The organism is Nocardioides aestuarii (genome assembly GCF_039527245.1).
GTDB classification, from domain to species: Bacteria; Actinomycetota; Actinomycetes; order Propionibacteriales; family Nocardioidaceae; genus Nocardioides; species Nocardioides aestuarii.
On record NZ_BAAAJT010000002.1, the window covers coordinates 1,088,723 to 1,097,452 of the forward strand.

Here is an 8,730-nt window from a genome sequence, read left to right on the forward strand (position 1 = left end):
CGGCACGGACGACCGCCGGGCGCCGTATGCTCCGGCGCATGGAGCACGCGGGGGCCTCCGACGGCTACGGCTCGCTGACCGTCGACGACCTGGTCACCGGCGAGGCGGTCGCGCTCGACCTGCCCCCGGCGAGCATCGCGATGCGGATGGTCTCGGGACTGATCGACGTCGTCGCGACGCTGGTGCTCCTGGTCGCCGTCATCGTGCTCTACAGCGCGGCCACGGTCCGCGCGAGCGGAGCGCTCGCCCACGTCGCCGTGGTCGGCACGCTCATCACGGTCTTCCTCGTCGCGCCGACGACGACGGAGACCCTCACCCGCGGCAAGTCGCTCGGCAAGCTCGCGACCGGCCTGCGCACGGTGCGCGACGACGCCGGGCCGATCTCGTTCCAGCACGCCTTCGTCCGGACCCTGGTCGGCTTCGTCGAGATCTACGCGTTCACCGGCGTACCGGCCTTCTTCTCCGCGCTGGTCAGCCCGCGGGGCAAGCGGCTGGGTGACTACGCCGCGGGCACCTACGTCGTCCGCGAGCGCGTGAAGCTGCGGCTGGTGCCACCGCGACCCATGCCCGCCCCGCTCGCCTCCTGGGCGCAGGGGGCCGACGTCGTCGCGCTGCCGACACCGCTGGCGCTCGGGGTGCGCCAGTTCCTGGGGCGCGCCCCGGCCATGGCGCCCGGACCGCGCGCGGACCTCGCCCGCCGGCTCGCCGAGCAGGTCTCGCCGTACGTCGCGCCCGCGCCGCCGCCCGGCACCCCCGACGAGGCGTTCCTGCTGGCCGTGGTCGCGACCCGTCGCGACCGCGACGCCGCCCGGCTCCGACGTGAGGCCGAGCTCGTGCAGCGCCTCGTGTCCCGCGCCGAGGGCGGGGCGGGTCAGACCCTGCGGTAGTAGAAGTCGGTGATCGTGCGGTCGACCGCGAGGCCCTTGCGCTCGAACTTGGTCACCGGCCGGTCGGCCCAGCGCTCGACCTCGCCGCCCTCGAGGGCCGGTTCGGCGTCGAGCACCTCACGCATCTGCTCGGCGTAGTCGGCCCAGTCGGTGGCCAGCCGCCACTCGGCGCCCGGCGCGAGCCGGCTCGCGGCCAGCCGGGCGAACGCGCCGTCGACCAGACGACGCTTGTGGTGGCGGGTCTTGGGCCAGGGATCGGGGAAGAACGTCCAGAGGCCCGCGAGCGAGTCGGGGGCGACGAGGTGGTCGAGGACCCAGGCCGCGTCGATCGAGCAGAACCGGACGTTCGACGCGCCGGCAGCGGCGACCTCCGCCAGCCCGGCGGCGACACCCGGTCGCCAGACCTCGAGCGCGAGCACGTCGACGTCCGGACGGCCGGCGGCCAGGACGCCGGTCGCCTCACCGACGCCGGGACCGATCTCGACGACCAGCGGCGCCTCGCGGCCGAACCACCGGGACCACGCGAAGTCGGGGTCGTCGACCGCCTCGTCGGGGATGACCCAGTCGGCGGCGTACGCCTCCCAGGCCTCGGCCTGCGTCGGGGTGAACCGGCTGCCCCGCCGGGAGTAGCTGAGCACCTCGCGCATCCGGCGGCCGTCGTCGGTGAGCTTCTGGTGGGGACGCGCGGGGCGGACTGGTCCGGCGTGGTCGTTCACGGGACCATTCTCCCGTCCGGGCCGCCGCGGGCCTAGATTGCCCCCATGATCGACCGTGACCGGCTCGCCGCCCTCCACGCCGAGGAGGAGCAGCGCTTCGTCGACCTCCACCCCCGCTCCGCCGAGCTCGCCGCCGACGCACGCGGCTCCCTCCTCGCCGGGGTGCCGATGCCGTGGATGACCCGCTGGCCCGGCGCCTTCCCGCTCTTCGTCGACCGGGCGGAGGGCGGCGGCTTCACCGACGTCGACGGGATCGAGTACGTCGACCTGTGCCTCGGCGACACCGGGTCGATGACCGGCCACTGCCTGCCCGCGGTCGCCGAGGCGGTGCGCGAGCGCACCGAGCGCGGCATCACCACGATGCTGCCGTCGACCGACGCGACCTGGGTCGCCCAGGAGCTGGCGCGCCGGTTCGGGGTGCCGTTGTGGCAGATGGCGATGACCGCGACCGACGCCAACCGGTTCGTGCTGCGCTTCGCGCGTCACCTGACCGGTCGGCCGCGGGTCGCGGTGATGGACTGGTGCTACCACGGCACCGTCGACGAGACCCTCGGCGTGCTCGAGCACGGCCGGGCCGGCGACCGGGTCGTGCCGCGTCCCGGCGCGCTCGGCCCGCAGGTCGACGTCGCCGTCACGACGGCCGTCGTGCCCTTCAACGACCTCGACGCGCTCGACCGCCGGCTGGCCGAGGGCGACGTCGCCTGCCTGCTCATGGAACCGGCGCTGACCAACATCGGGATCGTGCTCCCCGAGGACGGCTACCTCGCCGGGGTCCGGGAGATCACCCGGCAGCACGGGGTGCTGCTGGTCAACGACGAGACGCACACGATCTGCGCAGGGCCGGGCGGGGCCACCGCCGCCTGGGGCCTCGACCCGGACTTCGTGGTGATGGGCAAGCCGATCGGGGGCGGCATCCCGGTCGCGGCGTACGGGATGACGGAGGAGGTGGCCGACCGGCTGACCGGACCGATGCTCGGGCACGAGATCGACGTCGCCGGCGTGGGCGGCACGCTCACCGGCAGCGCGCTGGCGATGGCGGCGGTGCGGGCGACGCTCAGCACCGCGCTGCGCCAGGAGGACTTCGACGTCGCGATCCCGCTCGCCGAGCGATTCACCGACGGGATCTCCGCCGTGATCGCCGAGCACGACCTGCCCTGGCACGTGCAGCGGCTCGGCTGCCGCGCGGAGTACTGGTTCTGCCCGCCTCCGAGCACCGGCGCGGAGGCGGCCGCCGCGGTCGACGAGGAGCTCGACGCCTTCATGCACCTGTGGACGGTCAACCGCGGTGTCCTGCTCGCGCCCTTCCACAACATGAGCCTCTTCTCGCAGTTCCACGGCACCGCGGACGTCGACCGCCACACCGAGGTCTTCGCCGACGCGGTCGCCGCCCTGCTCGGATGACCGCACCCCGCCGCGTCCCCGGCGACGTGCTCGTGCACCTGCGTCGGGCGCGCGACCACCTCGACCGTCACTACGCGGACGACTTCGACCTGGACCTGCTGGCGGGGCTGGCGGGCATGAGCCGCTATCACTTCGTGCGGTCGTTCGCGGTGACCTACCGGACCACGCCCGCGGCCTATCTCGCCGAGCGTCGTGTCGAACGGGCGCAGGACCTGCTGCGGGCCGCGAACCTCACGGTCACCGAGGTGTGCCACGCGGTGGGCTACAGCAGCCTCGGCTCGTTCAGCTCGAAGTTCCGCGAGGTCGTCGGGGAGAGCCCGAGCGACTTCCAGAAGCGGTACGCCGCAGCCGGCAACCCCCGGATCCCCGGCTGCTACGTCTTCATGGCCGGGCTCGTCGAACGCGGGAGCGCAACCCAGGAGAAGCGGGACCCCGGCGACCCTTCCTAGGGTCGGTCCATGATCACCAACATCTCCCTGCTGTCCCTGTGGGTGAAGGACATCGACGAGTCGAAGGCCTTCTACACCGACGTGCTCGGCTTCGAGGTCGGCGACGACCTCCAGCTCGGCCCCGACTTCCGCTGGTGCACGATCTATCACCCGAAGCAGCCCGAGATCCACCTCCACCTCACCACTCCGAGCGGTCCCCTGCCCGACTACCTGATCGAGGCGATGAACCGCGCGCAGTCCGAGGGCGGCCTCCCGGGCATCGGGATGGACGTCGACGACTGCCGGGCGACCTACGAGGACCTGCGGTCACGCGGCGTGGAGTTCCTCCAGGAGCCCGAGGAGCGTCCCTACGGCGTCGAGGCGCTGATGCGGGACAACTCCGGCAACTGGATGGTGCTGGTGGAGAAGCGCGAGTTCACCCCCGAGGACTTCGAGGGCGTCGACCTCTCCTGACCAGCACCACCCGGCGGCCGCCGCTAGCGTCCGACCGTGACCGTCTCGCACCCCTCGAGGGTGTCCGCGGCGTCGCGTCGGCGGAGGTAGCGGACGGTGTCGTCGCCGGCGCCGCAGTGGATCTCGTCGGCCTTGCCGTCGACCCGTCGGACCACCACGACGTCGTCGCCGGGTCCGAGGTGGACCTCGTCCGCGCCCGCCTCGTCGACGTAGCGGTCGTCGCCGCCCGCTCCGAAGACCTCGTCGCGGCCCGGGCCGCCGCGCAGGACGTCGTCGTGCTGGTTGCCGCCGACGGTGTCGGGACCGCGGCCGCCGTCGAGGTCGTCGGCGCGGCCCCCGCCGTAGAGCGAGTCGGCACCGGGGCCGCCGCGCATCCGGTCGCGGCCGCTGTAGCCGAAGAGCTGGTCCTCGCCCCCGAAGCCCCGCATGGTGTCGGGCTGCGGGGTGCCGAGCAGCTCGTTGTCACGGTCGTTGCCCTCGATCACGTCGGCCAGGGCGGGGCCCATGGTCAGGACGGTGGCGGCCAGGGCGGCCGCGAGGCCGGCGGTGGTCATGATGGTGCGCATGTCGGATTCCCCCGAATGTGTCGGTTGCTGGTGGTCACTCTGGTGACGCAGCGAGCGGCACCCGGGTTGTGCCTGGTCCGGAGATGTTGTCGGCGGGACGCGCGAAGGCCCCGGACCGTGCGGTCCGGGGCCTTCGAGGTCGCGTCAGTCGGACTCGGTGACGTGCTCGACCGTCTCGCAGCCGATCAGCTCGTCGAGCGGGTCCTCCTCGTCGAGGTCGAGGTAGTAGACGGTGTCGTCACCGGGCCCGCACCGCACGACGTCGCGGGCACCGTCGATGCTCGACACGGCATAGCGGTCGTCGCCGCGGCCGAGCCGTACGTCGTCCCGGCCGGGGCCGTCCTCGACCCAGTCCTGGCCGGCTCCGGCCCGGACCTGGTCGCGACCGGGTCCGCCGACGATCGAGTCGCGGCCGGAGCCGCCGAGCAGGATGTCGGGCCCGGCACCCCCGGACAGCAGGTCCGCGCCGTCCCCGCCGAGGAGCAGGTCGCGGCCCAGGCCGCCGAACATCCGGTCGTCACCCTCCTCACCGACCAGGTCGTCGTCCCCGCCGCGGGCCCGCATCGAGTCCGACCGTGGCGTGCCCATGAGGGCGTCGGTGCCGCTGGTACCCCGGATCCGGTCGGCGGTCGCGGGCGCCGCGGCCGCGACGGACGCGGCCAGGACGGCGAGCAGGGTGGTGGTGGCGATGGTGGTGCGCATGTGGTTCCCCCGAGGTTCGGTGTCGGTTGCTGACACCGGTCTGACGCACCCCGGACGCGTCCGGTTGTCCCCGGGGACGCACGAAGGCCCCGGACCATCAGGTCCGGGGCCTTCGAGGTGAAGCGGTTGCCGGTCAGCGACCGGCGGGGATCACTTGGTGATCTTGGTGACCCGGCCGGCGCCGACGGTGCGGCCACCCTCGCGGATCGCGAAGCGGAGACCCTCGTCCATGGCGATGGGCTGGATCAGCTCGACGGCCATCTCGGTGTTGTCGCCCGGCATGACCATCTCCTTGCCCTCGGGCAGGGTGACGACGCCGGTCACGTCCGTGGTCCGGAAGTAGAACTGCGGACGGTAGTTGTTGAAGAACGGCGTGTGGCGGCCGCCCTCCTCCTTCGAGAGGATGTAGACCGAGGCCTCGAAGTTGGTGTGCGGGGTGGTCGTGCCCGGCTTGACGACGACCATGCCGCGCTCGACGTCCTCGCGCTTGGTGCCGCGGAGGAGCAGACCGACGTTCTCGCCGGCCTGGCCCTCGTCGAGCAGCTTGCGGAACATCTCGACACCGGTGACGGTGGTCTTCTGCGAGCCCTCGCGGATGCCGACGATCTCGACCTCCTCGTTGACCTTCACGATGCCCCGCTCGATACGGCCGGTGATGACCGTGCCGCGACCGGTGATGGTGAAGACGTCCTCGACGGGCATGAGGAACGGCTTGTCGGTGTCGCGCTCGGGGGTCGGGATGTACTCGTCGACCGACTTCATGAGCTCGAGGACCGACTCGCCCCACTTGGCGTCGCCGTTGAGGGCCGGGAAGGCCGCCACGCGCACGACGGGGATGTCGTCGCCCGGGAACTCGTACTCCGAGAGGAGCTCGCGCACCTCCATCTCGACGAGCTCGATGAGCTCCTCGTCGTCGACCATGTCGCACTTGTTGAGCGCCACGACCAGGGCGGGGACGCCGACCTGGCGGGCGAGCAGCACGTGCTCGCGGGTCTGCGGCATCGGGCCGTCGGTGGCGGCGACCACGAGGATCGCGCCGTCCATCTGGGCCGCGCCGGTGATCATGTTCTTGATGTAGTCCGCGTGACCGGGGCAGTCGACGTGCGCGTAGTGGCGGCCCTCGGTCTGGTACTCGACGTGCGCGATCGAGATCGTGATGCCGCGCTGACGCTCCTCGGGAGCCTTGTCGATCTCGTCGAACGGCGTGAACGGGTTGAGCTCGGGGTACGCGTCGTGCAGGACCTTGGTGATCGCCGCGGTCAGCGTGGTCTTCCCGTGGTCGATGTGACCGATCGTGCCGATGTTGACGTGCGGCTTGGTCCGCTCGAACTTCGCCTTAGCCACTGTGGGCTCCTCCTGGTGTGGTGATTACTTGACTCGTGTTGCTGGGTGGGCCGAGGGTCTCTGGGCGCGATTACTCGCCGCGGACCTTCTTGACGATCTCGTCGGCGATGTTCGTGGGAACCTCGGCGTACGAGTCGAACTCCATCGAGTACGAAGCCTGGCCAGAGGTCTTGGACCTCAGGTCGCCAACGTACCCGAACATCTCTGACAGCGGCACGAGGGCATTGACGACCATGTCCCCGTGACGCTCCTCCTGGGCCTGGATCTGGCCGCGGCGGCTGTTGATGTCGCCGATGACCGTGCCGAGGAAGCTCTCGGGGGTGGTCACCTCGACGGCGAACATCGGCTCCAGCAGCACCGGCTTGGCCATCCGGGCGGCCTCCTTGAACGCCTGGTTGCCGGCGATCTTGAAGGCGAGCTCGGAGGAGTCGACGTCGTGGTAGGCGCCGTCCTCGAGCGTGAACTTGACGTCGACCATGGGGTAGCCGGCGAGCACGCCGAACTCCATGGCCTCCTGGCCACCCTGGTCGACCGACGGGATGTACTCCCGCGGCACGCGACCACCGGTGACGTTGTTGGCGAACTCGTAGCCCGCACCGGTGCCCGTCTCGGGGTCGATGTTGGGGCCGAGCGAGACGACGACCTTCGCGAACTGACCGGAGCCACCCGTCTGCTTCTTGTGGGTGTAGCTGTGGTTGGTGACCTCCTTGCGGAGGGTCTCCCGGTAGGCCACCTGCGGCTTGCCGACGGTCGCCTCGACGCGGAACTCGCGCTTCATGCGGTCGACCAGGATCTCGAGGTGGAGCTCGCCCATGCCGGCGATGATCGTCTGGCCGGTCTCCTCGTCGGTGTTGACCGTGAAGGTCGGGTCCTCGTCGGAGAGGCGCTGGATCGCCATGCCCAGCTTCTCCTGGTCGCCCTTCGTCTTGGGCTCGATGGCGACCTCGATCACCGGGGCCGGGAACGTCATCGACTCCAGGACGACCGGGTTGGCCTGGTCGCACAGGGTGTGACCGGTCTTGGTGCCCTTGAGGCCCATGACCGCGACGATCTGACCGGCACCCACGGACGCGATCTCCTCGCGCTTGTTGGAGTGCATCTGGTAGATCTTGCCGATCCGCTCCTTCTTGCCGGTCACGGAGTTGAGCACCGAGGTGCCGGCCTCCAGCTTGCCGGAGTAGACGCGGAGGTAGATCAGCTGACCCAGGTGCGGGTCCGAGGCGATCTTGTAGGCCAGACCGGAGAACGGCTCGTCCTCCGACGGCTTGCGGATGATCTCGGTCTCCTCGTCGTCGACCTTGTGGCCGATGATGCCCTCGACGTCGATGGGCGACGGCAGGTACTTGACGACGGCGTCGAGCAGGGGCTGCACGCCCTTGTTCTTGAACGCGGTGCCGCACAGGACCGGGTTGAGCTTGTCGGCGAGGGTCGCGCGACGGATCGCGGCCTCGAGCTCCTCGACGGTGAAGTCCTCGCCCTCGAGGTACTTCTCCATGACGTCGTCGTCGGCCTCGGCCAGGGTCTCGAGCAGCTTCTCGCGGTACTCGGCCGCCTGCTCGGCCAGCTCGGCCGGGATCTCCTCGACGTCGTAGTCCTCGCCGATGCGGGTCTCGCCGCGCCAGGTCAGGGCACGCATGCCGACCAGGTCGACGACACCGAGGAAGTCGGCCTCGGCACCGATCGGGAGCTGGAGGACCAGCGGGGTGGAGTTGAGGCGCTCGACCATCATGTCGACGCAGCGGAAGAAGTCGGCGCCGGTGCGGTCGAGCTTGTTGACGAAGCACATCCGGGGCACGGAGTACTTGTTGGCCTGGCGCCACACCGTCATCGTCTGCGGCTCGACACCCGCGACACCGTCGAACACCGCGACGGCGCCGTCGAGGACGCGCAGCGAGCGCTCGACCTCGGCGGTGAAGTCGACGTGCCCGGGGGTGTCGATGATGTTGATCTGGTGGTCCTTCCACCAGCAGGTCGTCGCGGCGGACGTGATCGTGATGCCGCGCTCCTGCTCCTGCTCCATCCAGTCCATGACGGCCGCGCCGTCGTGGACCTCACCGATCTTGTAGGAGATACCGGTGTAGAACAGGATGCGCTCGGTGGTGGTGGTCTTGCCGGCGTCGATGTGCGCCATGATGCCGATGTTGCGGACGACGTTGAGGTCCGTGGTGATGTCGACAGCCACTGTGGTCAGCGTTCCTTAGAGTCGGAGGTC

Annotated in this window: 9 protein-coding genes; 4 read left to right on the plus strand and 5 right to left on the minus strand. The window is 70.7% G+C overall.

The genetic code is table 11. From position 1 onward, the window contains the following. The first annotated feature begins 38 nt into the window (after window positions 1-38). A complete protein-coding gene (locus ABD091_RS05630; RefSeq protein WP_343916253.1) occupies window positions 39-887 on the plus strand; it encodes an RDD family protein in 849 nt (282 codons plus the stop codon). Here ABD091_RS05630 and trmB read toward each other — a convergent pair. Continuing rightward, complete coding sequence (gene trmB, locus ABD091_RS05635) at window positions 872-1,603, minus strand: tRNA (guanine(46)-N(7))-methyltransferase TrmB (RefSeq protein ID WP_343916255.1); 732 nt, start codon at window positions 1,601-1,603, stop codon at window positions 872-874. The two genes, ABD091_RS05630 and trmB, sit on opposite strands and share 16 nt — an antisense overlap. 45 nt (window positions 1,604-1,648) lie before the next feature. Here trmB and ABD091_RS05640 point away from each other — a divergent pair, with 45 nt between their 5' ends. From ABD091_RS05640 to ABD091_RS05650, 3 genes are read left to right on the plus strand one after another with little or no spacing between them, the layout of a single operon-like run. Next, entirely contained in the window at window positions 1,649-3,004 is a 1,356-nt protein-coding gene (locus ABD091_RS05640; RefSeq protein ID WP_343916257.1) for a transaminase, read from the plus strand. Next, window positions 3,001-3,453, plus strand: coding sequence for a helix-turn-helix transcriptional regulator (locus ABD091_RS05645; RefSeq protein ID WP_343916259.1), 453 nt, complete (start codon window positions 3,001-3,003; stop codon window positions 3,451-3,453). Before ABD091_RS05640 ends, ABD091_RS05645 begins: the two co-directional genes overlap by 4 nt. Window positions 3,454-3,462: 9 nt before the next feature. After that, window positions 3,463-3,906 carry a VOC family protein gene (locus ABD091_RS05650; protein ID WP_343916261.1) on the plus strand — a complete coding sequence of 148 codons (444 nt, stop codon included), beginning with the start codon at window positions 3,463-3,465 and terminating at the stop codon, window positions 3,904-3,906. Between the two features lie 23 nt (window positions 3,907-3,929). On the opposite strand, the gene ABD091_RS05655 is transcribed toward ABD091_RS05650, so the two are convergent. From ABD091_RS05655 to fusA, 4 genes are all read right to left on the minus strand, one after another. Next, window positions 3,930-4,472: a calcium-binding protein gene (locus ABD091_RS05655; protein WP_343916263.1), complete on the minus strand. Its 543-nt coding sequence runs from the start codon at window positions 4,470-4,472 to the stop codon at window positions 3,930-3,932. A 144-nt stretch (window positions 4,473-4,616) separates the two neighbouring features. Continuing rightward, window positions 4,617-5,174, minus strand: a complete 558-nt coding sequence (locus ABD091_RS05660) for a calcium-binding protein (RefSeq protein WP_343916265.1) — start codon at window positions 5,172-5,174, stop codon at window positions 4,617-4,619. A gap of 150 nt (window positions 5,175-5,324) precedes the next feature. Continuing rightward, window positions 5,325-6,518 (minus strand): elongation factor Tu, encoded by a 1,194-nt coding sequence (tuf, locus tag ABD091_RS05665; protein WP_343916267.1) that lies wholly within the window; start codon window positions 6,516-6,518, stop codon window positions 5,325-5,327. 70 nt (window positions 6,519-6,588) lie between these two features. Further along, the gene (gene fusA / locus ABD091_RS05670; RefSeq protein ID WP_343916269.1) at window positions 6,589-8,700 is read right to left on the minus strand and encodes an elongation factor G; all 2,112 of its coding nucleotides are present in this window, start codon (window positions 8,698-8,700) and stop codon (window positions 6,589-6,591) included. Window positions 8,701-8,730 lie beyond the last annotated feature (30 nt).

Excerpts from the sequence above, each read along its gene's own strand:
- ABD091_RS05645 (WP_343916259.1), top strand. The coding sequence starts at position 3,001 with ATGACCGCACCCCGCCGCGTCCCCGGCGACGTGCTCGTGCACCTGCGT.
- ABD091_RS05650 (WP_343916261.1), top strand. The coding sequence starts at position 3,463 with ATGATCACCAACATCTCCCTGCTGTCCCTGTGGGTGAAGGACATCGAC.
- ABD091_RS05660 (WP_343916265.1), bottom strand. The coding sequence starts at position 5,174 with ATGCGCACCACCATCGCCACCACCACCCTGCTCGCCGTCCTGGCCGCG.
- ABD091_RS05655 (WP_343916263.1), bottom strand. The coding sequence starts at position 4,472 with ATGCGCACCATCATGACCACCGCCGGCCTCGCGGCCGCCCTGGCCGCC.
- ABD091_RS05640 (WP_343916257.1), top strand. The coding sequence starts at position 1,649 with ATGATCGACCGTGACCGGCTCGCCGCCCTCCACGCCGAGGAGGAGCAG.
- ABD091_RS05630 (WP_343916253.1), top strand. The coding sequence starts at position 39 with ATGGAGCACGCGGGGGCCTCCGACGGCTACGGCTCGCTGACCGTCGAC.